20 protein-coding genes and 2 pseudogenes are annotated in these 26,183 nt (G+C 55.8%); 17 read left to right on the top strand and 5 right to left on the bottom strand.

Going from position 1 to position 26,183, the window contains the following annotated elements:
- From ACLCGK_RS03195 to ACLCGK_RS03155, 9 genes and pseudogenes are all read left to right on the top strand, one after another.
- A pseudogene (locus ACLCGK_RS03195) lies at positions 1–240 on the top strand (hypothetical protein); the annotation flags it as partial.
- 197 nt (positions 241–437) lie between these two features.
- Positions 438–932 carry a hypothetical protein gene (locus ACLCGK_RS03190; RefSeq protein ID WP_082476951.1) on the top strand — a complete coding sequence of 165 codons (495 nt, stop codon included), beginning with the start codon at positions 438–440 and terminating at the stop codon, positions 930–932.
- A gap of 141 nt (positions 933–1,073) precedes the next feature.
- Positions 1,074–1,307, top strand: coding sequence for a hypothetical protein (locus ACLCGK_RS03185; RefSeq protein ID WP_056800060.1), 234 nt, complete (start codon positions 1,074–1,076; stop codon positions 1,305–1,307).
- A complete protein-coding gene (locus tag ACLCGK_RS03180; RefSeq protein WP_056800057.1) occupies positions 1,307–1,771 on the top strand; it encodes a hypothetical protein in 465 nt (154 codons plus the stop codon). The genes ACLCGK_RS03185 and ACLCGK_RS03180 overlap by 1 nt, the downstream gene beginning before the upstream one ends.
- 12 nt (positions 1,772–1,783) lie before the next feature.
- On the top strand, positions 1,784–3,418 hold the full coding sequence (locus tag ACLCGK_RS03175) for a hypothetical protein (RefSeq protein WP_410951273.1): 1,635 nt from the start codon (positions 1,784–1,786) through the stop codon (positions 3,416–3,418).
- A complete protein-coding gene (locus tag ACLCGK_RS03170) occupies positions 3,415–4,959 on the top strand; it encodes a GspE/PulE family protein (RefSeq protein ID WP_410951272.1) in 1,545 nt (514 codons plus the stop codon). The genes ACLCGK_RS03175 and ACLCGK_RS03170 overlap by 4 nt, the downstream gene beginning before the upstream one ends.
- On the top strand, positions 4,956–6,137 hold the full coding sequence (locus tag ACLCGK_RS03165; protein WP_056800052.1) for a type II secretion system F family protein: 1,182 nt from the start codon (positions 4,956–4,958) through the stop codon (positions 6,135–6,137). The genes ACLCGK_RS03170 and ACLCGK_RS03165 overlap by 4 nt, the downstream gene beginning before the upstream one ends.
- 20 nt (positions 6,138–6,157) lie before the next feature.
- Complete coding sequence (locus tag ACLCGK_RS03160) at positions 6,158–6,922, top strand: hypothetical protein (protein ID WP_410951271.1); 765 nt, start codon at positions 6,158–6,160, stop codon at positions 6,920–6,922.
- Complete coding sequence (locus ACLCGK_RS03155) at positions 6,922–7,308, top strand: hypothetical protein (RefSeq protein ID WP_056800046.1); 387 nt, start codon at positions 6,922–6,924, stop codon at positions 7,306–7,308. The genes ACLCGK_RS03160 and ACLCGK_RS03155 overlap by 1 nt, the downstream gene beginning before the upstream one ends.
- A 24-nt stretch (positions 7,309–7,332) precedes the next feature.
- Here the strand turns inward: ACLCGK_RS03155 and ACLCGK_RS03150 are convergent, their stop codons facing one another.
- Positions 7,333–9,381 (bottom strand): RecQ family ATP-dependent DNA helicase, encoded by a 2,049-nt coding sequence (locus ACLCGK_RS03150; protein ID WP_410951270.1) that lies wholly within the window; start codon positions 9,379–9,381, stop codon positions 7,333–7,335.
- An 83-nt stretch (positions 9,382–9,464) separates the two neighbouring features.
- Here ACLCGK_RS03150 and ACLCGK_RS03145 point away from each other — a divergent pair, with 83 nt between their 5' ends.
- Together ACLCGK_RS03145 and ACLCGK_RS03140 are read left to right on the top strand one after the other, a co-directional pair.
- Entirely contained in the window at positions 9,465–10,865 is a 1,401-nt protein-coding gene (locus tag ACLCGK_RS03145; protein WP_410951269.1) for a hypothetical protein, read from the top strand.
- 54 nt (positions 10,866–10,919) lie between these two features.
- Positions 10,920–11,255 carry a hypothetical protein gene (locus ACLCGK_RS03140; protein WP_410951268.1) on the top strand — a complete coding sequence of 112 codons (336 nt, stop codon included), beginning with the start codon at positions 10,920–10,922 and terminating at the stop codon, positions 11,253–11,255.
- Here ACLCGK_RS03140 and ACLCGK_RS03135 read toward each other — a convergent pair.
- Complete coding sequence (locus tag ACLCGK_RS03135; protein ID WP_410951267.1) at positions 11,248–11,718, bottom strand: restriction endonuclease; 471 nt, start codon at positions 11,716–11,718, stop codon at positions 11,248–11,250. The genes ACLCGK_RS03140 and ACLCGK_RS03135 overlap by 8 nt on opposite strands.
- A gap of 18 nt (positions 11,719–11,736) precedes the next feature.
- Positions 11,737–14,097, bottom strand: coding sequence for an ATP-dependent RecD-like DNA helicase (locus tag ACLCGK_RS03130; RefSeq protein WP_410951266.1), 2,361 nt, complete (start codon positions 14,095–14,097; stop codon positions 11,737–11,739).
- 87 nt (positions 14,098–14,184) lie between these two features.
- On the opposite strand from ACLCGK_RS03130, the gene ACLCGK_RS03125 reads away from it, so the two are divergent.
- From ACLCGK_RS03125 to ACLCGK_RS03110, 4 genes and pseudogenes are all read left to right on the top strand, one after another.
- Entirely contained in the window at positions 14,185–14,787 is a 603-nt protein-coding gene (locus ACLCGK_RS03125; protein ID WP_410951265.1) for a thermonuclease family protein, read from the top strand.
- A gap of 142 nt (positions 14,788–14,929) precedes the next feature.
- Positions 14,930–17,578 (top strand): annotated as a pseudogene (locus ACLCGK_RS03120) (ribonucleoside-diphosphate reductase subunit alpha); the annotation flags it as partial.
- Positions 17,579–17,671: 93 nt separating this feature from the next.
- A complete protein-coding gene (locus ACLCGK_RS03115) occupies positions 17,672–19,759 on the top strand; it encodes a single-stranded-DNA-specific exonuclease RecJ (protein ID WP_410951264.1) in 2,088 nt (695 codons plus the stop codon).
- A 22-nt stretch (positions 19,760–19,781) separates the two neighbouring features.
- Complete coding sequence (locus tag ACLCGK_RS03110; protein WP_410951263.1) at positions 19,782–20,567, top strand: guanylate kinase; 786 nt, start codon at positions 19,782–19,784, stop codon at positions 20,565–20,567.
- A gap of 28 nt (positions 20,568–20,595) precedes the next feature.
- Here the strand turns inward: ACLCGK_RS03110 and ACLCGK_RS03105 are convergent, their stop codons facing one another.
- A complete protein-coding gene (locus tag ACLCGK_RS03105; protein WP_410951262.1) occupies positions 20,596–22,809 on the bottom strand; it encodes an ankyrin repeat domain-containing protein in 2,214 nt (737 codons plus the stop codon).
- Position 22,810: 1 nt separating this feature from the next.
- On the bottom strand, positions 22,811–24,313 hold the full coding sequence (locus ACLCGK_RS03100; RefSeq protein WP_410951261.1) for a DNA primase: 1,503 nt from the start codon (positions 24,311–24,313) through the stop codon (positions 22,811–22,813).
- Between the two features lie 143 nt (positions 24,314–24,456).
- Here ACLCGK_RS03100 and ACLCGK_RS03095 point away from each other — a divergent pair, with 143 nt between their 5' ends.
- Positions 24,457–25,068, top strand: coding sequence for a 5' nucleotidase, NT5C type (locus tag ACLCGK_RS03095; protein WP_410951260.1), 612 nt, complete (start codon positions 24,457–24,459; stop codon positions 25,066–25,068).
- A 78-nt stretch (positions 25,069–25,146) separates the two neighbouring features.
- The gene (locus tag ACLCGK_RS03090) at positions 25,147–26,133 is read left to right on the top strand and encodes a DsbC family protein (protein ID WP_410951259.1); all 987 of its coding nucleotides are present in this window, start codon (positions 25,147–25,149) and stop codon (positions 26,131–26,133) included.
- The last annotated feature ends 50 nt before the right edge of the window (positions 26,134–26,183 follow it).

Raw genomic sequence — 26,183 nt, 5'->3', positions numbered from 1 at the left:
ACCCAGAAGTACCTGTCCAGCGTGCCGACCCCGCCAAAAGGCAACGCCTACCGCATCTCCGACAACCTGTCGGCCACTGTTCCTGAGGCCACTGGCGTGACCGCGAAGGTGATCTACGACACCAGCGACGCCATTCCGGAAGAAGTCTGCACCATCATCGCCGACCAGGCCGCCAACAGCACCGGCACCTTCGGCTGCGTGACCGGCGCCGACGCCAACACCGTCTGGTACCGCCTGTAACACCAAGCAAAGAGGAACCCGCTCAGGCGGGTTTTTCTTCGTCCTGAATATTTCTCAATAATAGGAATTGACGATATAAAAATCCAAAAACCCAATGCAAACAAGTTTGATGTCAATATTTACATAACGCGACTTCGTGTTACTATACGATTGTCGCCGCAAACGACCTAATAACAATAACAATAAAGGGCCTCCCCATGTTTGCACTGATTATCGCCATCATCGCCATCGCACTGACCGTCTACCTCGCCGTATCCACCCTGTTCTACGGCGGTGATGGCCTGTCCAACGGCTCGGCGCGTGCCATCGCTTCGACCTTCATCAACCAGGGTCAGCAGATCAACGGCGCCCACGTGCTGTACAAGAACGACAACGCTGGCGCTTCGCTGAGCGCAGCCGATGAAACCGCCTCGGGCGCCACCGCTGTCAGCACCGAGCTGACCAAGCTGGTCACCCAGAAGTACCTGTCCAGCGTGCCGACCCCGCCAAAAGGCAACGCCTACCGCATCTCCGACAACCTGTCGGCCACTGTTCCTGAGGCCACTGGCGTGACCGCGAAGGTGATCTACGACACCAGCGACGCTATTCCGGAAGAAGTCTGCACCATCATCGCCGACCAGGCCGCCAACAGCACCGGCACCTTCGGCTGCGTGACCGGCGCCGACGCCAACACCGTCTGGTACCGTCTGTAATTCACCCGGCTTTGCAAAGAACCCGCTACGGCGGGTTTTTTGCTTAGGGTTTCCATGGACGGGTGATAAAGGTATTTCGATTTCATGATATATTGACGCATCCAGCCCGTTACCTGGGCATACAACAGAAAGGCATTGCTCATGCACCCAGCACAGCTCATCAAACTCACAAAGCACCCCGTGATCGTCTGGTTTGACCGCATCGCGCCCGTCATCTGCCTGGCCCTTGCCCTTTATTACGGCGTGCAGGGCAGTTACACCTCGGCTGCCATTTGGGGGGCTACGGCAGTGCTGGCACTGGTACTGTCCGTCTGCAACCTCACCAAGATCATGCAGAAGGTACTGACCAAGGTCGTCGCCCGCAGGGGGTTCTGATGGTACACCTGATCGTTGTCATCATGGCTATTGTGCTCATGAGCTACATGCTGGTGAGTGGTATTTCCTACACCAATCCAGAAGTCCATGATGCCCGTGAGAAGGTTGAGCATTGGTCAGTGCAAAATATGGCCCTGTCCGCCGCCTGGAGCAAGTACCGCCTACTGTATGGCCGAAACCCCAGTACCCCTGAACAATTGTCATCTGAACTGGCACTGCCACTCGTGGTGCCTGATGGCTTGACACTCAGCCGGCTGACCTCCGCGTTCAGCGGATGGTGCTTTGCAGGCGAAGTCTCAGGCAGTGGGTTGGCGGCGCTCAAAAGCATTAGTACTCGCTTTCCCACGCAGTACGGACTTTCTGATCAATGTGGGTACGAGGGCGGCATTTCTCCTTCCTGGGCCCCAGCCCTTGATGGGCCTGAACCGGTGCCCGTTGTCCTGACTTTCAAGTTTTCTCGATAAAGGGTTATTACCATGCTCGTGATGTTTATTCTGGGCTTGATCTTGATTGCGATGCTAGCCGTTGCCGCGCAATCGCTTTCCGGGATGTATTCCGTGCTCAATGACCTTGAGGTGGCTCGCCAGGAGCGCCAAGTAGAGATGCTTTGGGAGGCCAGTCTTTCGAGTCTGCTGGTGCAGGCGGGCCCCAACGGCGAGTTTGTTGCACCACTAGGAGCGGCGCTGACCGACGTCAATGGTGTGGTGATTGGCCAGGGTCTCCCAAGCGCCGTAACCGGGCCCAAGGTAAACGCACGGGGCTACAATCCTTTGTATTGCGCACTGGGGCGTGCGGATCTTGACGGAATTGGCGACACCCAGGACATCACCCTTGAACCAGGTCTGAGCTATACCGTGCAGACCGTTACGGTTGGCACGCAAGCCTATGTGACCAGATCTTCAGCCATTTCGGCTATGGAGCGAGGATCTACCAGCATTGCCGCCTTCATCATCTCGCCATTTGAAGCGGTCGATCGGCTTTCCTGCGCTGATATTCGTTATGACCAAGTCACTGGACAGCATACTGTTGCCGGCATCAGAGCCAAAGTCATTCCGATTTTTGGTGCCAATGGCGGTACATTGAGCAGTGCAGAGGCGGTCAATCGTTCGAGCAATCAGTTCATTGACGCCAGCGCCTATGACAGCATCAACGATGCCCTCGCCCCCTACCTCTCGAATCCCCCTGCGCGGCTGACCCTCAATCTTCCAGCCCGAACAGGTGGCTATCAGTTGACCCAAAGCATTGTTTTGGGGACAAAAACCGGGGGTGTACAAAGCCACCTGGTTATTGCAGGCCCTGCTGAAGGCGTCATCATAAATGGCGCGCAGACCCTTGCGGTGAAAAACGCCAGCCTCACGCTGCAAAATGTCACCCTGGATGGCAATCTCCACCTCGACAATGCCAGCGCGGCGTTCTCTGGATCGACCATTACGGGCATCACAGCGATTTCCAGTCGTCTTTCGTTTGTTGATGTCAATGCCGTGGACGGGCCGATCTCCCTTGACGCCAGTGAGGTGTACCAGTCAGGCGCACTTTCGCTCAACTATGGCACTTCAAGCCAAGGCCCGCTTACACTGACCACTTCCCAGTGGAAGACCAGTGCCGGCACCTTGAGCCTGACCTCGGGCAATTCGCTGTACGGCATTTGGATCGACCAGGCCAGTCGGTTTGTTGCAGCGGGATCGGCACTGACCTTTGGTTCGGGTTATTCGCAAGCGATCAGGGTGGCCTCCGACTCGATTTTCACGAGTATTGGTTCGAACTTGGTATTGCAGGGCCAGGCCACAACCTTCCTGGATGTCAAGGGCAGGGCAGACATCCAGTCCGGTACCGCCAGTGCAGCAGGGGCCGTTACCTACGGGGCGGTTTTACGTGACGGCGGTGAACTGATCATGGATAATGGCCAGCAATGGTTTAATGGCGGCACAGCTCCAGCAGTCGGTGTTTCCGACAAAGGCGGACTTGGCGTTGCAGGTTCAGTGGCGCAGATTGGCGGCCAGGTATGCTGGGACGGCTACCTGTTTGAGGATTCAACCGCTGGCCAGGTAACCATCAATGATAATAAGAACTTGAGTGGGAGGACGACGGCCTCCTGGAGCTGCAGCCCATGAGTTTGCTAAAAGCCCGTGCGATCGAGATGACGCCTAAAGAGCGTCTGCTGGAGAAGGTTCTTCTTGAGCGAAATCTCGCCAACGTTCAGAAGATCACTGCCGCCAAGATGCAAAGTGCGGTCACCAATGAATCCATTGGCACCATTCTGGTCAACGATGGGTTTTTGCGTCAAAGCGACCTGACCAGCGCCCTGTTGTCGATCAACCCGGATTCCCTGGTTGATGAAGAGTTGATCTTGCCGCATGTCCCCCTAGATCTGCTGATAAACAACAAGATCATGCTGGCGGCGGAGACCATTGAGTGCATTTACGTAGCGTGCCTTTGCCCCACGCCGCAAGCTAAAAACCTGCTGGTCAAGTATTTTCCCAACCAAAAAATCGTCTTCATCCCCGCCTCGGTTGACCGGGTGCGTGGTTATGTTGAAAAGCTGCGCATCATTCACGACAGCGATTCTTCGATTCTTGAACTGCTGCTCAGGGAAGCCATCCTGAACGGGGCTTCCGACATCCATATCGAACCTCAGCGCAATACCTACAGCGTCCTGATGCGCTACCTCGGGGTGCGAACACTTGTCCACGTCAGTGATCTGGATGAGTACCTGGTGCTTGCTGCAAAAATTAAAGACCGCTCCAAGATGGACTTGGCCGAACGAAGAATTCCGCAGGGCGGTGGATTCTCCATCGAGTACAACGGTCGAATGATCGATCTGCGGGTTGAGTCTGTGCCAGGGGTTTTTGGTGAAAAGATCGTTATCCGAATTCTTGACCAGGAGCGTGTTCAGTTCAATCTTGATACGCTGGGCATTTCAGCGATTGAGCAGTGGAAAAAGGGGATCAGTCGATCGGATGGACTATGCCTGATTTGCGGCCCTACCGGTTCGGGAAAAACCACCACGCTCAACGCAACCAATCGCCACTTGGATCGATTCGGGCAAGCTATCTACACCGTTGAGGATCCGGTTGAATACAACACTCCCTACACCACCCAGGTCAATATCAACGAAGCGGTCGGACTGAACTTCCCCCGTGCGCTGCGCAGCTTCATGCGCGCCGACCCGGACGTCATCATTGTCGGGGAGGTGCGCGACGAGGATACGGCGCGCATTGCGATCAAGGCTGCAGAAACAGGGCACCTGGTGTTTGCCACGCTGCACACAGGCTCCATCCAGGCCTCTATTCAGCGTTTGAAAGACCTGGGCATTGATCCACACGAACTCAAGTACATCTTGCGCGCAATCATGGTTCAGCGCCTGGTACGCACCCTGTGTCCGGTGTGTCATGGCCAAGACCTGAAGCCGCGCATCTGTGCCCACTGTGGTGGACGCCGCTACGCGGGCCGCAGCATTGTCTCTGAGTGCAGTTATTTCCCAGGCATGAAAGACGTCAATGAATTGCTGACCAGCAATGATGTGAGATGGAAAACCATGCTGGAAGATGCCTACGACAAGTACAAGGCAGGCATGACCGACGAAACCGAGTTTGTTCGCGTCTTCGGTGCCGAGGCGCAGGACATGATCAATCAGCATCGGGGTGGGAAATGAACGCTTGGGCCGTGGTGTACGAAGATCCGGTAAAACGCAAGGTGGTGGAGACCGAGGTCTATGCTGAAAATGCCAAAGAGGCAGAAAACAAGGTTCGACGGCGTGGCCGTGTGCTATCCGTCAAGAAAAAGCGCTCGTTTTCGCTAATCAAGGTTGGGCTCACTCAGGATGAAAGGCAGATACTCCTTCAGCGGTTGGGCACCATGTTGGAATGCCGCATGGGGGCCTCGGCGGCGCTGAACCTGATTGAGCGCACCTTCAAAGGCGCCATCAAGTCAATCGCCGGACGCATGCTGAAATATGTCGAGCAAGGCGATGATATTCCAACTGCCATGGAGCATATTGGCGAGCCCAATTTCCCCCGGCAAATGATTGCCCTGGTGAAAGCCGGGTCGAAAGCTGGCAATACTGGCAAAGCCCTGCTTCACGCGGCTGCCTTTGAAATGGAAATTGATCAGGTCAAGCGTAACAACGTCTGGGCCATGTGGTTTTCCATTATTGGCTTTCTCTTCGCAGCCCTGGTCATCTTTACCACCAAATACTACTTTGCGCCCAAGATCCTGGAGTCCGAGCTGATCAAAATGGCCGGCGACGCCGTAGATACCTCGGGAGCCTTGAGGCTCATGGATTTTTCAGTGGTGCTTATGGGGGTCTTTGGCCTGGGCTTTGTGCTGCTGCTGATTCTCGGAACCTTTGGGCGGCTGGTGCTGCCCTCCGAGTCTGACAAGATTGTAGTCAAAATTCCCTTTTACAAAGACCTGGTGCTGTCGCGCAATAACTACATCACCCTGTACGGCCTGAGCCTGCTGGTGTCCAGTGGCGTGCCAATGGAGCAAAGCCTGAGCCTTTCGGCTGAAGGTACGCCCAAGGGTTTGATGAGGGATGACCTCAACAGCGCCGTTGAGGCAGTCAGGCGAGGTCGGAACTGGGCAGAAGCCATGCGCTACCTGCACCCCACCGACCGTGCATCGCTTGCCTCGGTGCAAGACCGCGAACAGGCAGGGAAATCCTTGAAGGCGCTGTCAGACCAATACAGGACTATTTACGGACAACGGGTGAAAGCCACCACGCCCATTTTGATGTTGCTTGCGGCAGGTTTTCTCACCCTGTCTGGCCTGATTTTGTATAAACTGGGCGTTGAGCCAATTCTTCAGGTGGCGGCCAAGGGCGCCATATAAAAAAAATGATTGGAGTTCCCATGAAAAAAACCATCCTCCTGGCTTCATTGCTGGCAGCCTCCTCATCGGCTTTTGCGGATATTGAATCGCTGCAGATGCCTGAGCTGCAAGTGCCGCAGTTTCTGGTCAATCCCTTTGTCCGTTCTGACGTGCATGCCTTGGCTGCAGACCCTGGTAACGAGCAGGCGGCCCTGAGTGTGCAGGAGCGGGTGATTGAGTCGCCGGAATCAGCACGTACGGCGTTTCGCGTGTGGTCGGAAGATGAAAAGCAGGATCAGTATGCCACCTGGCCCGAAGTCGGCATGAACATGCTTCGTTGGCTGGAACCGGCCCGTGGTTTTGACTGGAAGCATGGCACACGAGCACCAGGTGCCAGCCAGGTCATCTATCAACAAGATTCCTTGGTCGACCTGGAAAGGGCCATGGCTGTTAACGTCACAAGTCCCATCAGTGTTGATGAGGGCTATGGCTATCAGGTGTATGACCCACTCAAGGGCAAGGCAAGAATCCCTGGCATTAGCCGCACCCTGCTGGCTCAAGGCTACGCCCCCATTGGCCCTGATAACATCCCCGTGCAGGTGTGCAGGATTGGCATGGGCAGCCAAGCGCCCTTCGTGGAGCTGAGTCAAACCCAGCGCCTGCGGTTTCAAGTGGCTACCGGGCTCAAGTTCAATGTATGCCTGAACGGTGGCCAGGCGCAAACGTACTGGAAATCGCGCTACGCCGACTTCATGGACAGTTACCATGACATCACCGATCGTCATCAGCCGGCAGGATCCTACTGATGAGCAAGGATCGGCGCAATCAAAACAGGCTGGGGCTGTTCTACGAAGAGGCTCAGCAGGCGCTCTGCGAGCTTGCTGAGCGTCACGGGGTTGAAATCCCCAGGGGGATGGCCACAATTGAGGGCCAGTGCCTACATTGGCGCCTCAGTGTGTACGCTGACTCAGGGAAACAATACTGGGATGAGCTGTGGAGGAGCAAAGTCGAATTGCTTGGCCTGCCCACCCATATCCTTCCCGGCGACGATGTCATCGATCCTGATGGCGAGTCCTGGTTGTTGCTGGGGCTTGATCCGATGTCCGAGCAAATGCCGGTTCGGCTGAAGAGCCCTGTGGGCGTGGATCACTTTTGCTCGATTGGCCAAGCGCAGTTGTTGCAGAAGGTTTAGGGGGAGGGGGCAACCCCTCCTCGCTCAAATCGACGGCTCGCTGACCTCTTTGGCTTTCGCTAGCTGAACGAACAGATCTTCCACGCCCCTGCCGAATTTCTTGATCCACAGTGTCGTAAAACCAGCCTCTACCAACGAAGCTGTGCTGTGATCTGTCAAACGTGCGAGCTTCAGAAGCTTGGCCTCGGTGGCGATTTCTGATTCAGAAATGTCCTCCTGGTAGGCCGTGTGCTTGCGCCAGCGCTTGAGCGCTGTCAGCACACTGGCTGACACTTCCTGTTTCACAGCCTCCGGAGTTTGGTCAGAGTCATGAAGCGACAGGGTCACTTTGCCACTGATCCAAGCTTCACCCCGACTGGTGATGCCATGACTCGCATCAATGAGCGATTCCTTGATCAGTAAATCGCGCCACCGCTCAAGATCGCCTACAGCGTAGTTGGTAAATCGCCCTGCAACCTCCACCTCAAGATTGCTCAGTGCAGCCGTAGGCGTCATGCCAAGCAGCACCTGCTTCCAGTGCACTGTGCCCGCCTTCGCAAGTCGATCAAGGGACTGGGCCAGGTTGATCAGGGTGATGGGGCGAATGTAGCGATGCGCGCCTTTAACCTGGTCTTTGGAAAAGGCTTCTGCCATACAGGTGTCGCATTTTCCACACCGGACATGAGCCTCACGGCGGCCAAAGTATTTAAGCACTGACCAGCGCCGGCACAAGCTGGTCTCGCACCAGGCCTGCATGGCATTAACCTTTTGCCAGTTATTGCGCCGGATTTCATCCACCCACAGGTAATCCTCACCCGGCTTCCATTCGCCCAGGGAGTAAACGGTTTCACGCCGCGTCAGTTCCCCTTGGCCGACCAGCAGATTCAGCACAGCTGAGACTTGTGCCGGGGTAATTGCTTCGCGGCAAATGGTTGCCAGCCACCCCACGTTAAGCTCCTCAGGGCCAGAGCTCAGCGTGCGATAAATGATGTCCTTGATTGCCCGAATGGCCTTGGGTTCGGGCGAGGCCATGCCAATGAAGAATTGGTGGATGCCACGATCACTCGCGTTGTAGAACAGAATAGCCCTGGCTGGCAGACCGTCACGTCCAGCGCGCCCAGCCTCCTGAACAAAAGCTTCGAGTGATCCAGGCATTTGAGCGTGGATAACCAGGCGCACATTGGGCTTGTCTACACCCATACCAAACGCAGAGGTCGCCACCATCACCTGAATATCATCTGCCAGGAAGGCCTCCTGGACACGATTCTTTTCCTCGCTCTCCAGCTTCCCGTGGTAGCGCCCCACTTTCAACCCTGCGGTCAGCAGGTGGTGATAGATGCGCTCAACCTCCTTGACCGTCACACAGTAAACGATGACGCAGACACCAGGATTTTCCCGAAGGGTATTTTCAATGTCCTGGCTGCGATCCTTGTTGGCATTCACCACGGCATAGACCAGATTGTCCCGGTCAAAATCCTGCAAATGCACCTGGGCATTGCGCAAACCAAGCAGGTTGACAATGTCCGTCTGAACTTTTTCGGTTGCCGTGGCCGTAACGGCGATCCGCTGGATCGGGCGGCCAATTCTCAGCTCAACCGCGTCGATCGCGTGGCCAAGGCGCGAATAATCCGGCCTGAAGGCATGCCCCCATTGAGACGCACAGTGCGCCTCATCCACGGTGACCATTTGAAGGTTGGTTGCGCACAATGCGGCCAAGAAGTTTTCATCCTGGAAGCGCTCAGGGGACACATAGAACAACTTGTATCCGCCTGTCGAGAGGCGATTGTAACGCTGGCGAATTTCGTCCCCTGAAAGATCAGAGTTGACGAACGCTGCGCTGATACCCAGGCGCTCCAGGGCATCAACCTGATCTTTCATTAGGGAGATCAGCGGACTGACAACCAACGTGGTGCCTGCTCGGTGCAGGGTCGGAAGCTGGAAGCATAAGCTTTTGCCACCGGAGGTCTTCAGGATGGAGAGGCTGTCCTCACCTCGCATGATCGAATCAACGATCGGCACCTGGCCTGGGCGCAGGCCATCAAATCCAAAATAGCGCTTAAGGGTGTCCTGCAGCCGGGGTTGATCGCCACTCATTCGAGTATTACCTATATTGACAGTTTCGCCAATTCATTATATACCTATTGCAGTATTTATCACAGTGTCACCGGAGCACAGTAATGGATAACTCTAATAATACGGCAGTCGTTCACAGCTTCACTGAAAAGCGAAAAACCACTCAGGCTCACGTTGATCTGGATGGTGCCCGCCGCCTGTTGTCCATGCCTACCTTCAGCTGGAGCATGGCTGTACAGCAAATCCTGATGGTCGCAGGCCTGGATGTTTCCGAGGCGCTGCTGGTCGATGAGCCTCCGACCACCCTGACCAGCTCAGCCTATCAGCTCGGTCACAAAAACCTCAAATCGCTGATCACCACCGCAGAGGCCGAAGATGGCCTGGGCATGTCCTGGGACGAATTCCGCGAGAAATTGACCGCTGCGGTCTACAAGAAAAAATACCAGATTTCCGAAAACGATTTCCGTGAAATCAATGCGCTGGTCAGCGATGCCACCGATATTTTGGGGCGCGCTCCGATCGACATTGGCGAATTCCATGCCGCCAAAGAAAAAGCGCTGACCGATCGCATCAGCGCCATGTCCCGCGAGCATGATGCACGGGTGCGAGATCTGACCGAACGCCAGCAGGGCTTGGTGCGCGACCTGACCAAACGCCAACAAGAGCTCGACGGTGTCCGCAGCGACAATGAGCGACTTTCCCAGGAAGTCGTTCAGCGCATCAACGAAATGCGCCGCGAAACGGCTGAAAGCCAAGATCGCATCGAGCGGCAGGCTGATCTGCGCGTTGCCCAAGAAGTGGAGCGCATTGGCCGCGAACGTGACGTTGCTCTGCAGCAGCAGCGTGAAGCAATCAGTGCCGAGGTGCACCAGATCACCGAGCTTCGTAACGTCGCGGAAAACGCCCTGAGCGATATCAAAGCGCAGATTGCCAGCGGCATGTATGTCGAAGCGAGCGTGGTTCGTGGTCTGGAAGACCGCCTGCAGAAGGTCAACCTGGCAGAAGTGGAGCTGAACAACCAGCTGCTGTCCCTGAATGAGCAATTGATCCGGGAGCAGCAGGAAGGCCTGGCCCTGCGCAACCAGCTGGAAGCACTGACGCTGTCGACCGCAGGCGACAAGGAGCAGATTCGGGCGCTGGAGCAACGCTTGCGTGACGTGGTCGAAGAACGTCTGGACGGTTCGACCGAGTTCATGATTCTCCAGGAACGCCTGACCATCAGCCGCAACGAACGAACCGCGCTGGAAGAGAGCAATGTGCAGCTACAGGACGCCAACCTGGTGCTTGAGCGCAAGCTGAGTGAAGTCAGGGGGGCGCATGAGAACCTGAAAGTGCAAGGTCGTGAGTACTGCAATCACCTGCGCTCCATCAACGCCGAAGCGACCGAAACCAACAAGTCGTTGGTCAAACAGCTCGGCCAGGCCAAGCTCACGCTCGGTGTGGTGCTGGTCTCCGGGGTGGGGGCAGCCATTGCGCTGACCTTGTCGATGACCGGAGTTATCTGAGCGGGTTGATTGAAAAAAGGCCGAACCCAGTTCGGCTTTTTTAATGGGGGAGCAATGAATAAAAAAATAATGCCACACTGCCTTGCAATAGTCCTCATGTGCAACGCGATGATTTTCCTAGGTTTATTTCTCGGTAGGTCGATTCAGGCGGGCGTGCTGGATTGGCAGCGCATGCTGCCCTGCCTGTTATTCGCGGTAGCGGCTGCAGTCTGGAGCACCTGGCTTTACCTCGACGTCAACGACACCAATCAAGCGCTGAGGCGTGAACTGTTTGATACCAAAGACGAACTGATGAAGGCCTTGAGGAAAACCGTGAAACCTTCAACTGTTGTCTCGGCCAGCGCCAGTGCAAAGGATCGACCGCGCAAGGCAAGCTGGAGAGCTAACTGACCAAAGATCGACCATCCATCAGCCTAATGGGCTTGCCCTTAGTCCAGTTCCAGGCCTCTTTGGTAAAACCCGAGAGGCCCACTACGAACACGCCATGAAAGTGCTCGGCGTGCATCACGCCATACATCTCCCTGACCACGCCCACGCCCACGCGGCCTTTCCAGTGCTTGCATTGCACAAGGTATTTCTTTCCTTGGCGACGAAGCACCAAATCCATCCCACCATCTGCTCCACCCAGGCCCTTAAGCTCCACGTGATAGCCCTGTCTGGAAAAGTACCCGGCACACACGTGCTCGAAATCCTGCCAGCTTAGCGATTCAAGGTATTCGATACCCCGATGGCGAGTGCGTTTATACAATCGTTGCCCGCGCTTTCTGCCCAACAAAAACTCGATACCCGGCTCAATCAGCAGGAGCAGGGGCGCTAGGCCGATAAAGTAGGGGAGACTCGCACCGCCAATCATCAATTTATTCCTTAACCGCTAGAACGGTACGTCAATATCGGCAGCACTGACCCGGCTGGATGCTTGAGGCCTGAGGCGTGGCTTCTGAGTTACCAGTTCTTTGAAGCGTTCACTGGACAGACCGTGGGTGTGTTGCTCGGCCATGAAGAACGAGAGATGGGTCTGCCGTTCCATTTCCCAGGTGCTTTCCAGTGCTTTCTGCAGGGTTTTCGGGTTGCCCACAAAAAACACATGCTCCTTGCCACGGGTCATCGCCGTGAAGATCAGTCGCTTGGTCAGCATGTTCAAATGGTCATCCGGCAGCACGAAAATCACGCAAGGGTATTCTGAGCCCTGGCTCTTATGCACAGTGGATGCCCATGAGTGGGTCATGTCCAGATAGTTGCTAAACGGCAGGCACACCTCGCGATCATCCAATGACAGCACAATCTCCTGTTTGCGCTCGTTGAAATCCACGATGGTGCCGGTTTCCCCATTCTGGATGTCCTTGTCATAGCGGTTTCTCAACTGCATGACACGATCGCCCACATGGTAAAAATTGTTGCCCAGTCGCCGCCCTCTGGCCTTTTGCGTAGCAGCCATGGGGTTGAACACCGGCTTGAGCAGCCTGTTCAGCTCATTGATGCCTGCCTGACCTTTGCGCATGGAAGCCAGAATCTGGATATCTTCCCGCTGAATACCATAAGCCTTGGGAATCAGGGATTCGACGAGTTCACGAACTTTCTGCGCAATTTCTGCCGGGGAGTTGGCATTCACCAGATGCAGATCGCCGCCCTTGTCGCGAAACTCCGGCATCCGCCCCTCCAGAACAGCATAAGCCCCGGAAACAATCAGGCTGGCTTGCCCCTGGCGACGAACTTCGGTCAGTTCCGAAACCGGGTAGTGACGCGACTGGATAATGTCGCGAAACACGGCGCCGGCATCCACTGATTCCAGCTGATCCTTGTCGCCCATGAGAATCAATCGGCCACGGTTCTTCATGTGCCGGCACGCGTTGGCCAACAGGGTTTGGTCGCACATGGTGGACTCATCAACAATCAGCGTGTCATGTTCGCCAAAACCGGTCAGCATGGACGCCGTGTTCGGCGCCATTCCCAGCAAGCGGTGCATTGTCTGGCAGGGCAGGCGAGTAAGCTCCGCGAGCCTTTTAGCGGCTTTGCCAGTTGGCGCGCCCAACAAAATGCGCCCATGCGGATGAATGTGCCTCAGCTGCATGACGAGGGCATTGGCCGTGGTACTTTTACCCGTGCCAGGCCCCCCAGTGATGACAGACGTTCTATGGATCAGTGCACTGTAGATCGCCGTATTCTGTTCCCAGCTGAGCTCAATTGGCCTGCCGTCTGGACGAATACCACCGTTATAGTGCTCATGAACAATACCAGGACTGTGAAACCCAGAGCGAATGGATAACTCGCGTGCCAGCGACTGATCATTGCGCAGCAGCTTCCCCAGCGAGATCGAGTCTTCCCCACCAATGTGCTTGAAATCCGCCCGCCCGCCTTTGATCATCTCCAGAAACTTCGTCTCCACCAGTGCCCGCTTGACCTTGAGTGCCGAGGATGTCTCCGCGATGGCTTTGTGGAAATTGATAGCGGTATGACCGTTCTTGCCGACAATCGCATCCAGGTAGTCCGCAATCACGTTTTCCATGTCGATATGCACGCGATCAAGTACACCGGTTGCGCGGAAGTAATTGGTCTCCACATCGCTGCTCAGCGTGATGTTTCGCAACACCCGAAACGGATGCCGATCCATGGTTGAATCCTTGTTTTCGCGATAGGCGTCCACAAGCAGGTCAACGTACTTCATCTCGATGTTGTGGCGCAGCAGCATCCGGATTTCATGCCAGGTGTCGCGCAGATTGCCCCATTCGTTTTTGAGGCGCATGAACGCATGGTCACTCAGCGCCAGCAATGATTGCACCGCCGCTTCGTCATGATCGAGCTTCATGAAAGCATATTCGCCGAAGGTGTCATACCACAGCTGGCGTTTTTCCTTGAGAAAGCCGAAGCGCCACGATTGCATGGTTTTCTCAACTATCCGGGTCACCCCAAAATCCCTAGAGGGGATCATCGAGTCAATCATCAGCCAGGGATTGCTGGGATCGAATCGATCAGTCACCCGGAACAGGCAGATATAGGCCTGATGGGTATTGACCTCACCCTTGAAGTTCAAGTGCCCCATCACCATGCCACGCGTCAGGCTTTCCCTGATCGTCGAAGGAAATGCCTCGTCGACAGGGCCAGGCATCATCATGAGCTGGCTGTCGCCGATCCGCGTCTGGGGAACAAACACGTGCTCAAAATGCGCGCTCGTGTAGCGGGCAAGGTTGCCAAGATCAAGCGGGGCTGTGAATACACCTGGCGGTTTCTGAGACATACGCGTAAAACCTTCAATAAACACTTTAACCGTTAAGGTTGTGTTTTTGTTATTATCAATATACCCATAATAGCCTGAGGAGACATCATGCTGAAAGTACTCAGTTTTCTCATGGCGGCAATGCTACCAACCATCGTTTGCGCTAATATGGCTACGAGTGACAGAGGAGCATGGCGGCCATTCGCAGACGAATTCATATTCGAAGGCACCGTGATTGAGGCGGACAAGGATCTGACCTTCTGGGTTGAGCCAGACCCTAGGTTCACCGATCTTGTGCGCAAGAAAGCCGATGAGATGTCAACCGCCTACGTCGTGAGAAGGCCGTTGCTCCTGCGCATAAAGCTTGCCGGCATCGAGTCGGGCGAGGAGGGTGGGATCGCATTGTCCCACGACGAATTCGACGAAAGTGCGCGGGCTGATATCCGTCAAACCCTGCTCAATGGCAATTACCAGCTCAGGTGCTATGGCAATTACGCCAATTACGTAATCCCATTTTGTTCCGCCATCGACCTGCAGGGCCACTCCATGGCTGTAGAACTCATTGAAAAAGGGTTGGTCAGGCGCGAGGAGAGCTTCCTTGGCATCACCGAACTGGAGCACCAGATGATGAAGGACGCCCAGAAGGCTGCCCAGGATCAAGGAGTCGGCATCTGGAAGCCCTTCCGAGTTATGTTCAGAGGGCTCAAATAAGCTACCCGCCACCTCGGTTTTGATGTAAATTGACAACCCTCCCAAGGCACGTGTTAGCGTGAAGCATGGGGTAAGCAGAAACCCCACCACATTCGAAACCGCCCCGGCAAAGCCGGGGCTCAGCATCTAAGCAGGTAAGATCATGACAGCTGTAATCAAGCGCACTGGTATCAAAATGCCTTTTGATGGCGAGCGCATTCGCAACGCCGTGGCCGCCACCTTCGAAGCCACGTTGGGCACTGACTTCAAAAAATCCTCACGCCTGCAGGACATCGCCACCCGTATTGTCGAGGGTGTGCAAAAGGCCGCTGAAAACCGCCCGACCATTGGCGTTGAAGAAATTCAGGATCTGGTTGAGAAGGGGTTGATGGCCCTGGGCGAACACGAAACTTGCCGCGCTTATATCCTGTACCGAGAAGAGCGCAGTCGTCGTCGCCAGCTGTCGCCGGTTCTGACCATCAATTATGTTGATGCCAAGGGCAATCCGGGTACCCTGACCACCGATATTCTGGAAGCCTATCTGGCCGGCGCCTGCCAAAACCTGCCGGGTGTGTCCGCGCAGTACCTGGCCAAGGAAGCCATCAAGAACCTGTTCGAAAATGCCGAGTGGGGTGATGTGCTCAAGGCACTGGTCATGACGACCCGCACCATGATCGAGCGTGAGCCCGAGTACTCCTATGTCGCGGCGCGCCTGCTGGGGATGGAGCTTGAGGTTGAAAGCCGCCAGTGTATGGGCATCCCGGAGGGTAGCAGCTACGCTGATGATCTCGCCGCCGCGCTGGAGTTTGGTGTCAAAGTCGAACGCCTTGATCCACGGTTGATTGACGGTCGTTTCAACATCGAATTCCTGGGTAACCTGATCCGCCCCGAAGGCGACCTGCAGTTCACCTACCTGGGCTTCCAAACCCTGTACGACCGCTACTTCCTGCACCATGAGAACCAGCGCTTCGAACGCGCCCAGGTGTTCTTCATGCGTGTGGCCATGGGCCTGGCGCTGGAGGAAGACAGCCCAACCGTGCGTGCCGCTGAGTTCTACGAACTGCTGTCTTCGTTCGACTACATGGCCTCGACGCCAACCCTGTTCAATGCCGGCACCTTGCGCCCTCAGCTGTCCTCCTGCTACCTGACCACCGTCCCGGATGACCTGTCAGGGATCTACCACGCGATCCACGACAACGCCATGCTTTCAAAATTCGCGGGCGGCCTGGGGAACGACTGGACGCCTGTCAGATCCCTGGGTTCGTACATCAAGGGTACCAACGGCAAGTCGCAAGGGGTGGTGCCGTTCCTCAAGGTCGTCAACGACACAGCGGTGGCGGTTAACCAGGGTGGCAAGCGCAAAGGTGCTGTCTGCGCCTACCTGGAAACCTGGCACCTGGACATTGAGGAATTTCTGGAGCTGCGCAAAAACACGGGTGACGATCGCCGTCGCACCCATGACATGAACAGTGCGAACTGGATTCCAGACCTGTTCATGAAACGGGTTATTGAAGACGGTTTCTGGACATTGTTCAGTCCTTCGGATGTGCCTGATCTGCATGACCTGACCGGCAAGGCATTCGAGGCACGGTATCAGGAGTATGAGCAGCAGACCGGTGAGCACGGCACGATCACACACTACCGCACGATCAAAGCCAATGATCTGTGGCGCAAAATGCTGTCGATGCTGTTTGAAACTGGTCACCCGTGGCTGACCTTCAAGGATCCGTGCAACATCCGATCGCCGCAGCAACACGTGGGCGTGGTACACAGTTCGAACCTGTGCACCGAGATCACTCTGAACACCAACAAGGACGAAATCGCGGTCTGCAACCTGGGCTCGATCAACCTGCCGAACCACATCGTTGATGGCAAGCTGGACACCGCCAAGCTGCAACGCACCATCAATACCGCCGTGCGCATGCTCGACAACGTGATCGACATCAACTACTACTCGGTGCCGCAAGCAAGTAACTCTAACCTCAAGCACCGCCCTGTCGGCCTGGGCATCATGGGCTTCCAGGATGCCCTGTACAAGCTCAAGCGTCCTTATGCCTCTGAGGCTGCCGTGCAATTTGCTGATGAGTCGATGGAGGCCATCAGCTACTTTGCCATCATCGCCTCTCACAACCTGGCACTGGAACGCGGCTCCTACCCAACATTCGAAGGCTCGCTGTGGTCGCAAGGCATTCTCCCGATCGACTCGATTGCCATGCTCCGTGAGGAGCGCGGGGCCCGGTACCTCGACCAGGATGAAAGCTTCACCCTCGACTGGGCGCCCGTGCGCGAGATGGTCAAGAAGGGCATTCGCAACTCCAATATCATGGCCATCGCACCGACCGCGACCATCGCCAACATCACCGGCGTATCGCAGTCCATCGAACCGACGTACCAGAACCTCTATGTGAAATCCAACCTCTCCGGCGAATTCACCCTCATCAACGCCTACCTGGTGAACGACCTCAAGGCGCGGGGGCTGTGGGACGATGCCATGATCCACGATCTGAAGTTCTACGACGGGTCGCTGCAAAACATCGACCGTGTTCCGGACGATCTGAAAGAGCTTTACCGCACCGCCTTTGAAGTCGAACCGCGTTGGCTGGTCGACTCGGCAAGCCGCCGTCAGAAGTGGATTGATCAGGCGCAGTCGCTCAACCTCTACATTGCCGGCGCTTCCGGCAAGAAACTGAACCTCACCTACCGGATGGCGTGGCTCAAAGGCTTGAAGACCACCTACTACCTCCGCGCCCTGGCCGCCACCAGCACGGAGAAGTCCACCATCACGACCGGTGCGCTGAACGCCGTGTCGGCATGATCGAGGCCTGAGGCAAATGTCGCCCCGCCCTTGTGGTGGGGCGTCTTTATATTGAATAATGATTATATTGAGAACAGGAAATTATCGTCCATGAGCCTTGGTATCAAGCCGATTTTGGAGCGTCCGCCGCAAACGGATGCTCAAATCCATCCGAACCCTCTAATTAACCGGATATTGCAGAACCGGGGCATTCAGAGCATGGATGAAATGAAATACCCGCTAAAAGGACTCATCAATCCAAGCGAAATGCACAACATGCAGCAGGCGGTGGAGCTGCTGGAAGAGCATATTCGCCGTGGCAGTCGCATCGTGGTTGTGGGCGACTTCGATTGTGATGGCGCAACTAGCACCTCGATTGCCGTAGAAGGCCTGCAGCTGCTGGGCGCCAAGGATGTGAAGTACATCATTCCAGATCGAATGGTGCATGGTTATGGGCTTTCCCCACCCGTGGCCAAGCTGGCAGGCGAGCTGGCGCCGGATTTGATAGTCACGGTCGACAACGGCATTGCCAGCCACGAGGGTGCCGAAGCGGTACGCCGTCTGGGCGAAGATACCGTATGCCCGGATGGTACCGTCATCCCAGGACATCCTTGCGACCTGCTGATCACCGACCATCACCTGCCCAGCGACAAGGGCCTGCCTGAACACGCCAACGTGATCATCAACCCAAGCCAGCCACTCTGCAACTTCCCAAGTCCAAGCATTGCCGGCTGCGGGGTGATGTTCTACGTCATCATGGCCCTGCGCGCACACCTGCGGGACAAGGGGTTTTTCGCCGAACAGGGCAAAGAGGTGCCAAACATCGCCCCCCTGCTTGACCTGGTGGCGCTGGGCACCGTCGCGGATGTCGTGGCGCTGGATCGCAACAACCGCATACTGATCAGCGCAGGCTTGCGCCGAATCAGGGAGGGCCTGGCGCGACCGGGCATCAAGGCACTGCTGCAGATCGGTAAGCGCGATGCGTCCAAGATTGTAGCTTCTGACATGGGGTTTGCCGTAGGCCCACGGATTAATGCCGCAGGTCGCCTGGATGACATGACCGTGGGCATTCAGTGCCTGCTGGAAAAGGACGAAGCCAAGGCTCATGAAATCGCCTCTCGCCTGAATGACCTGAACCTTCAGCGACGCGACATCGAACAGCACCATGTTTTCGATGCCGGTGTACTGATTGATGAGCACAAGCTCCTCGATCGCATGGGGGTGGTCTTGCACAATCCGACCTGGCATGCCGGCGTGGTGGGCATCGTAGCCTCCCGCATCAAAGAGAAAATCAACCGCCCCATCATCTGCATGACCGACAGTGCGGCGGCGGCAGAGGAGCGGGAAGCACTGAATCAGCTCATTCTCGCAAATGCCCCTGCTGAAACAATCGCAGCTCAGGAAGAAATCCTGATGAGCAAGGACGCCAAGGGGAGCTGCCGTTCGGTTCCTGGCGTGCACCTTAAGCACATCCTCGACAAGATCAACAAGATGCACCCGGAGATCCTTGGTAAGTTTGGGGGCCATGCAATGGCTGCCGGCGTATCGGTGCCACTGAAGCACCTGGCCCAGTTCACACAAATCTTTGATGCCGAAGTAGCCAAGGAGCTTACCCAGGAGCAGATCATCGGCAGCCTGCATGTCGATATCAAAGACGTCAGTCCCCAACACATGACCATGGATTTTTGTCGGCAAATCGAAGAGCTGGGGCCTTGGGGGCAGCATTTCCCTGAGCCTGAATTCCATGCCAAATTCAGGTTGATCCGCGATGAACGCCGTAAATCACCCTGGCCGCTGCAGGAAAAGCACCTGAAGATGCTGGTTGAGTTCGAAGATCATCCCGGTGTGGAGTTCCCGGCCATTTGCTTTAACTGCATCGAAGATGGCCAGATCCCTGTGGGCGATCGTTTCGAAGGCACTTTTGCGCTGTCGATCAACGAGTTTCCTGCTGGTCGCTTTACCCTGCAAATTCAATTCAAAGCCCTGCAGGATCCTGATCTGACGCTACGCCTGGATCAAGCGGCAGAGGCCGCGAAACAACTGGCCATGAAGTCCGCTCGCACCCAAGGCCTCCCCAAACAGGATCTGAGTAGTCCCATTGGGCGGTTCAGGGCTGAATTTGGAAGCACTCTGGCCATGCTGGATGAAACCGTCACCACCCCCAAAAACCACCCTTCAACAGACCCCGCTCCATTCTGAGCCCAAGCAGAGGAAACCCACAATGAGCATGATCGTCACACTCAGCGGAATGAGCACCAGTGGCAAAACCACCTTTGCCAAGGCCATGGGGGATCACCCACAATTTCGAAAGCCGGTGAGTGTAACAACACGAGCCATGCGTGAAGGCGAGGTGGATGGTGTCGACTATCACTTTGTCACCCCGGAAACCTTCAACGCCATGATTGCCAATGATGAGCTGCTGGAGTATGAAGCCTCGCATACCGCGATGTATGGCACCTCTGCCGCCGAAGTCGAACGCATCCTGAGCCAGGGAATGTCTGTCCTGCCGATTCTGGAGCCAGAAGGGGTCATCTCGATGCAGGCGATCGCGGCCAAGCGCAACCTGCCGTTTCTCTCGGTCTACATTGATGCCGACATGCCGGTGATCATGTCGCGTTTCTTTGGTCGGCTCGATGAAGAGAAGGCCAAGAAAGGCGAGGTGAACTACCTGCCTCATGCCAATCGGCTGAAAGTGATGCTGGAGCAGGAAATGCTTTGGCCTGAGCGCACTACCTGGGGCTTGGTGCTGTCCAATCTTCAGGCGCCTGGTCGCCTGGAGCAAGCCATTCGCACCCTTGAGTCCATCAGCGCCACAGGGGTGATACCACCCACCGAACAACCCGTGAAACGTACCGCCATCACCCAATGGTCTGCTCAAGACCTGGCAAGCCTGCTCGAACAGCACTACGTGAATGCTTCCTCAGGGGCCAAGTTCTGGGCGCTCTTGAGTGCATCCACGCAGTTGGCCAAGGATCCAGAGCCCGACAGTCCTGTCATCCACATCTAAAAAATTGGGGCCCGCAGGCCCCATTTTATTAACGTCCCGATCCAGGTGAATCGTAGTCCTGCTGACCCTGGCGGGCATTGAGTCTGGCCTGGCCGCGAAACTTCTGAAAATCCTGGTGCGTCATAGATCCCACGGCATTGAGCACCTCCTGATCAAGGCAGTTGACGATCTCGGCGGGACTAGCCCCCTTCAGATCCTTGCGCTTGAGCACTTGCACAAATGCCTTGCAGGCCATCGAAACCCTCTTGCAGCTGTCGCGCATCCCTTTGAAATAGCGGTAGACATGGCTCAAGGGGCCATGGTCACCCGTGCAGCGGACAATGGCATTGGCCACCGGCTTGAGGATATTCCGGGTAATTTTGCCTGCCAGCGCGTCGGCAGCAAACCCGATGTTCTTGAATTTCTGCATGTCACCACGAAACTCCGTGGCCCTGGCCAAGGCCAGCACAAAGCCCGCCGCACCCAAGGTAGGAATCTGATAGTGTTCAGGAACCAGCTCAAAGAGATTCTTGATCGTGGGGTTCACCTCCACGTCAGCCAGGCTCAGCAGAACACCGGAGTAGCTGAGGGTATCCACCAGGATGCCAATCAAGTCCGAACGAGCCTGTTTGGCCTTGCCCTGTTTCTCCTCCGTCAGGTTTTCCTCTTGAGCCGCGAGCCATTTTTCAGCCTTCTTGACCAACGGATGCGTTTCTCTGAGCACACCTTGGCTGGCATGCGACAGGGCTTCGCTTTGATCCAGGAACTGCTCAGTTTTCTCGCGATCACCCTTGAACACCCACTCGCTGAGCAGGCTAATGTTCATGGAGTAGAACAGTTCCTCGCTGGAATCGATGTCCGAGCGCTGAATGATGATGTCCAGTGGGGTGTTGCCGTTATTGTCCGGAATGGCCAGCGACCCACCCTCAGCCAGCAGGTCGAACAAAATCCGTTGAGGCGCATCACCGAGCACCCCCGTGAACTGATGCGCGGCATAATGCACGGCGCTGTACCCATGGCCGTTGGTGATGTTGATGTCCGCACCAGCCTTGATCAAGGCGGTGACCGCCGCGTGATCCACGGCTTTGACCGCCAGAATCAGCGGTGTATGGGCGTCACTGGTTGCTTCATGCTGATTGACGCCTTCGCTGCTGTAGGCCAGGTACTGAGCCAATGCACCCCAGTGATGTTTACCTGCTGCTACGAGCGGCACGCGGTACCTGGGGCCATCGGCAACACCTTGTTTAAGCCCTGGGTCGATGTTTGCCGCCTTGATGTCGTACTCCAGGTAGGCTTTCACCAGTTCGGTATGGCCATGGTAGGCTGCGATGTTCAGCGGGGTTCGACCATTGTGGGTCACCCATTCGAGCAAGGCGCCCATCTTGATCAACGCCTGGTTGACCTCAACGCGGTTGAACTGCGACGCCACGTGAAGGGCTGTTTCATCATTGGTGTTGTCGGGGGTGTTGATGTCGATTCGGTCATTGAACCAGGAGAAAATGTCGACGAACGTTTCATCTTTCAGTCGCTCTTCCCGCATTCTCATGGCAAGGATATGAAGCGCCGTTTTGCCATATGGATCCGAGGCCGAGAGGTAGCGCTGGTACAAACTGGCGGATTCGTCGCCAAGGTTTTTACTTTCAATCAGGCATTGAGAAAACGCCTGAATGACGGCCAGACTTGGCTCAGGCGCCTTTTTCAGGTAGCTGAAGAGGTAGTTGTAGCCTTGCTTGTTGAAATAGAAAGGGTCAATAAGTGGTACATCGTTCGCCCGACAGGTAAGGCTGTTCATCAGCCCCACCTCGCCCTGGATCATGGCCTGAACAAACAACGTCACCTGCTGGCTATCACGCATGCCTTTGTGCAACTCCGGACTGGCCTTGGCGGCGTCCAGCGCCCCTTGAACGTTCCCTGCCACCAAAGCCATCTTGCCGATCGAGCCGTCTGGGAATACATCCATCCTGCGCTGCGAAACCGCCTTCTCGAACACTTTGGCAACAAAGGCCATGCGCTCCCCAGTGCTGGATTTGACTGCACGTTCGAGGGGAGTGGTCGAGTCATCAAGCACTGGTTTGGTCAGCGATTCCACCAGAATGTCGAAGGACGCCGAAGCAGTTTCGCTGTTGAAAACATTGCTGAACACCAGGCCCCAGGCTTCCTGCGCAGAAAGGCCGGCGGTCAAGCGTGACTGCACCTCATTTGAGGGCAGGGTTTCAGTGTCCAAGGCGCTGTCTGCAACCTGCAGGGTGTTTGTCTGTGGCATCTCACAATCCCGGTTCGTTATTGTTATCGTGGCTAGGCCTTGCGGCAGGTTTGTTCTTGGCTATTTCAACGAGCAGGGCGCTGCGAGCGAAGGCGAATTTCTTGTCATCAATGCCCAGTTCGCGGGGCTGAATGCTCTGCAAGACGCCCTTGATGTGGCCACTCAGATTTTCGTGAGCCTCGTCTTTCGGCTGTTTGATCACTGCTGTCAGATAGCCGAGCTGGTAGCGGTACAGCGCACTCGCGATGTTTGAATAATCGGGAGAATCGCTGGCCAGTTCGTGGCGCAACACCTGCTCGACCAGGCGCTGCAAAGAACCTTCGGCGAGGAATTCGCGCAGCAGGCTCTTGTGTCGCTCGCGCATCACCAGATACATATCTGAAGGCGGCTCGACCTCGGCCTTTTTGGTCTCCTCGAAACCGACAAACTCATAGCTCTTAAGCGATTTATCGATCGTTTCAGCCATCCACACAGCAAAGTTGTCGCCATGGTCTGCCTGGGCTTTATCCAGCGCTTCCGGTGCATATTTCTGCATGGCAGTGACGATCATGCCTGGAATTTCCTGGAGGGTGTTGTTTCCAGACTCCAGTGGGGTGCCATGTCGCGAAGCACAATAGAACATCAGGTCAAGCAGTCGCCGCATGTCAGTGCGCGGCCCCATGACCGAATACTCCCGGCTGGTGATCGACAAGGCGAAATTGTGACGTGAGTGTGGCGACAACTCGAAATCAACGATGGATTTGGCATGGCGCTCCATGAAGCTGTCCATGCGCTGGTTGACGGTTTGTGGAAGGGCGTCGTAGTGCGCCACCATGTTCCCTGAAAAATGGCGTTTGGCCCTGGACTGAGCCAGGGGCAGCGTGCCCAGGGTGCGCGAGGTGAGCGGGGAGATGCGCACCTTTTTGGCCACGTCCCTGCCCAGGGCCAGAATGTCCTGCTCGGTAATGGCCTTGCCCTTCTGGTGAAAGGATTTTGGCGCAATATTGGAGGCCGACGAGTGGCTGGGGTAGTAGTAAAAGCGCGAAGGGTTGCAGCACGAAGGATCCAGGTCGATCCTGGATTTCAACGCCTCAAAGCAGGCAGGCCAGTTTGCGACCTCAATTGGCTGCGCCAAGCGCACGATCATGCGGTATTTCCACGGCGTTTCCGGGGTGAAGTTGTGCGTGGAGTGCACGATGTACTCGTAGCCCTCGAAGATTTGTTCACCGGTTTCCAGTGCGCCAGGCTCGTCAATGTCGATCACCAGCACCGTCAGCGCTTCGGTGTTGATATCGGCACGGTAGTGCTTGGTGCCTTTTTGCGACACCTGCAGCACCCAATCTTCCTTGAGCTTCATCATGACAGGAATGTAGCCAGGGCCATCCTTGCGATCCCGGATCCGGTGGCGCATCACTTCGGCCTTGAATTCCTCCCATGAGGGCTCGTTGATGCCCATCTCGACATCAACGTCACGGGAACTTCCCAGGTCGACCAGGTAGAGGGATTCACTGACATCTTGCTGCATGGCATTCACGTTCAAAAGAGGCTATGTCACCATCATAGGCGCTGAGCAGCTGGTGACTCAATATTATCAATATGGCCAGACAAGCCCAGATTGAAGCTCGACTAGCATTATGCTATATATTGATTCCTTTTGGAGGAGCTCTGATGAAAAAGCCTTTTGCCATCGATGTCGACGACGTGCTGGGAAACCTCTCTGAAGTCATGAACCCTGTATTGAACAGGCGATTCAACAAGCAAATCCCGGTCGCGGCCTGGTCGACCTTCAACATCTCCGGGCTCTATGGCATCACCGTGGAGCAATTCCTTGAGGTTATCATCGAAGAGAAGCTCCTGGAGCAAATGCGCCCTTACCCAGGTGTGAAAGAGGCGCTCAGGCGCATAAAAACCTCAGGTCGAGATGTTGTGCTGGTCACGTCTCGCGGTTATCACCCATCTGGCCAGAAACTCACGGAGACATGGCTAAATCAGCACGACCTGTATTCCGATGGCCTCATTATCGTGCCTGAAGGGCTTTCCAAGGCGCAGGCCGTGGTGGGGCGCTACCCGGAAGGCTTTGAAATCATGGTGGACGATTATCCGCCCAACCTGGACAAGATGAAAGCCGCACGCCTGGTCGATGAAGTTTACCTGATCGACAAGCCTTGGAACCAGGATCGCCCAGAGTTTGTCATGGGGCGCAATCGCTTTCTCTCGCTGGTCGACGTGCTGCGCCACCACTTCCAACTCGAAAAAGGTCATGACTTCGCCGTCGCCTAAACAGCCGCGAAGCCAGTATCAAATATAGCGCTTTAGCTGTATATTGACTGTTATCAACACTACGCAGGGTTTTGCCTCATGCAACCGAAATCTCTGGATAAAGAGCCGGACAATACCGCACAAAAAGCACCTCGCGGCCAGCTGATGAATGACCTCGCCAAAGGCGCGTTCATTGTCTTGTGCCTGGCGGCCACCTACAAATTTATGTTCGCGGATGCAAGCAACGTGGCGCCAGCTGGAGCCCAACTGCAAACCACCCCGCTGCCAGTGACCCCAGCCAAAGCCGAGCAGGCGGTAGCACCACAATCGCCTGGGCAGATCGACGAGGCACGCCTCGGGCAATTAATCAAAGAACGACAAGCCGTGGTTGCAGCCCAGGGTAAAGTCGTATTCGCTGCGAGTAAGCCCACGACTCCTGCAACAACCCCATCTGCCCCGACATCCGTGCCGCCCACGCCGACAGTTGCCCCTGCTGCGCCCGCTGCGCCTATGGCAGGGCGGCTTGCACCGCCAGGCTACATGGCCAAAGTGGGCTTCAACAATGACGGAACAGCCATGCCAGCAGCCCAGAAGCGTGAGCAAATCGCCAACGCCCTGTCGAAAATCCCGGACAGCTTTACCGTCAACTGGAAGGCGCCCCAGGAAAAAACCGCCATCTACGTGTTTACCGACCCGACCTGCCCGTACTGCCAAAAACTGCATGCGGCGATCCCTCAGCTTAACGCTGCAGGCATCACCGTCCATTACCTGCTCTACCCTCGGGACATGGCAAGGCTCAATGGCAATGGTGGCAAAAGTGTGACGCAGCAAAACCTCGATAACGTGTGGTGTTCACCTGATCAACAAGCGGCGATGAATGATGCCTATGCAGGCTTCAGGGTGCCTGTGGCCGACTGCGCTGCCTTGCCAGCTGACCTCAAACGCATGGACTCACCGGTCGCTACGCATTACGAGTTGGGCAATGTCTTCAATGTGCAAGGCACTCCGAACGTCTTCACCAAGGATGGCAAAGACCTGCCTGGCTTCCAATCGGCAGAAAAACTGATCTCGGAAGTTTTTAATTAATAACTAAAAGTTGTAAGAGCTTGGTAACAAAAAACTCAAATTGTAGGGTT

The organism is Pseudomonas sp. S1(2024) (assembly GCF_046557535.1).
This window is presented reverse-complemented; position numbering and strand designations above follow the sequence as displayed.

Excerpts from the sequence above, each read along its gene's own strand:
- ACLCGK_RS03145 (WP_410951269.1), top strand. The coding sequence starts at position 9,465 with ATGGATAACTCTAATAATACGGCAGTCGTTCACAGCTTCACTGAAAAG.
- ACLCGK_RS03180 (WP_056800057.1), top strand. The coding sequence starts at position 1,307 with ATGGTACACCTGATCGTTGTCATCATGGCTATTGTGCTCATGAGCTAC.
- ACLCGK_RS03105 (WP_410951262.1), bottom strand. The coding sequence starts at position 22,809 with ATGCCACAGACAAACACCCTGCAGGTTGCAGACAGCGCCTTGGACACT.
- ACLCGK_RS03155 (WP_056800046.1), top strand. The coding sequence starts at position 6,922 with ATGAGCAAGGATCGGCGCAATCAAAACAGGCTGGGGCTGTTCTACGAA.
- ACLCGK_RS03130 (WP_410951266.1), bottom strand. The coding sequence starts at position 14,097 with ATGTCTCAGAAACCGCCAGGTGTATTCACAGCCCCGCTTGATCTTGGC.
- ACLCGK_RS03110 (WP_410951263.1), top strand. The coding sequence starts at position 19,782 with ATGAGCATGATCGTCACACTCAGCGGAATGAGCACCAGTGGCAAAACC.
- ACLCGK_RS03185 (WP_056800060.1), top strand. The coding sequence starts at position 1,074 with ATGCACCCAGCACAGCTCATCAAACTCACAAAGCACCCCGTGATCGTC.
- ACLCGK_RS03175 (WP_410951273.1), top strand. The coding sequence starts at position 1,784 with ATGCTCGTGATGTTTATTCTGGGCTTGATCTTGATTGCGATGCTAGCC.
- ACLCGK_RS03140 (WP_410951268.1), top strand. The coding sequence starts at position 10,920 with ATGAATAAAAAAATAATGCCACACTGCCTTGCAATAGTCCTCATGTGC.
- ACLCGK_RS03125 (WP_410951265.1), top strand. The coding sequence starts at position 14,185 with ATGCTGAAAGTACTCAGTTTTCTCATGGCGGCAATGCTACCAACCATC.
- ACLCGK_RS03150 (WP_410951270.1), bottom strand. The coding sequence starts at position 9,381 with ATGAGTGGCGATCAACCCCGGCTGCAGGACACCCTTAAGCGCTATTTT.
- ACLCGK_RS03165 (WP_056800052.1), top strand. The coding sequence starts at position 4,956 with ATGAACGCTTGGGCCGTGGTGTACGAAGATCCGGTAAAACGCAAGGTG.
- ACLCGK_RS03190 (WP_082476951.1), top strand. The coding sequence starts at position 438 with ATGTTTGCACTGATTATCGCCATCATCGCCATCGCACTGACCGTCTAC.
- ACLCGK_RS03095 (WP_410951260.1), top strand. The coding sequence starts at position 24,457 with ATGAAAAAGCCTTTTGCCATCGATGTCGACGACGTGCTGGGAAACCTC.
- ACLCGK_RS03090 (WP_410951259.1), top strand. The coding sequence starts at position 25,147 with ATGCAACCGAAATCTCTGGATAAAGAGCCGGACAATACCGCACAAAAA.
- ACLCGK_RS03115 (WP_410951264.1), top strand. The coding sequence starts at position 17,672 with ATGAGCCTTGGTATCAAGCCGATTTTGGAGCGTCCGCCGCAAACGGAT.
- ACLCGK_RS03160 (WP_410951271.1), top strand. The coding sequence starts at position 6,158 with ATGAAAAAAACCATCCTCCTGGCTTCATTGCTGGCAGCCTCCTCATCG.
- ACLCGK_RS03170 (WP_410951272.1), top strand. The coding sequence starts at position 3,415 with ATGAGTTTGCTAAAAGCCCGTGCGATCGAGATGACGCCTAAAGAGCGT.
- ACLCGK_RS03135 (WP_410951267.1), bottom strand. The coding sequence starts at position 11,718 with ATGATTGGCGGTGCGAGTCTCCCCTACTTTATCGGCCTAGCGCCCCTG.
- ACLCGK_RS03100 (WP_410951261.1), bottom strand. The coding sequence starts at position 24,313 with ATGCAGCAAGATGTCAGTGAATCCCTCTACCTGGTCGACCTGGGAAGT.